This is a genomic window from Shewanella sp. T24-MNA-CIBAN-0130 (assembly GCF_040310185.1).
Lineage (GTDB): Bacteria > Pseudomonadota > Gammaproteobacteria > Enterobacterales > Shewanellaceae > Shewanella > Shewanella psychromarinicola.
Genome location: NZ_JBEOPP010000411.1, coordinates 1 through 257 on the forward strand (window position 1 = coordinate 1; position 257 = coordinate 257).

At 40.1% G+C, this 257-nt stretch carries 1 protein-coding gene; it reads right to left on the reverse strand.

The features are described 5' to 3' along the window. Positions 1 to 257 (reverse strand): polysaccharide biosynthesis protein (locus tag AAEZ02_RS22920; protein ID WP_351125429.1); only part of this gene is annotated, 257 nt, incomplete at both ends.

Consider the following 257-nt stretch of genomic DNA (forward strand, 5'->3'; position numbering starts at 1 on the left):
GGTGAAGCAGCTTTATCTGTCGATAACGCAATGACTTTATTGACGTTATTCGCAATTGCCGCTTTTATAACGTTTTCTGCACCATAAATATTAGTTTTAATGCATTCCATAGGGTTGTATTCTGCTGCAGGAACTTGCTTTAATGCTGCAGCGTGGATCACATAATCAACCCCTCTAAAAGCTTGCATTAATCTATCACCATCTCTGACATCACCAAGAAAGTAGCGCATACAAGGGTCGTTAAACTTCTGCTGCAT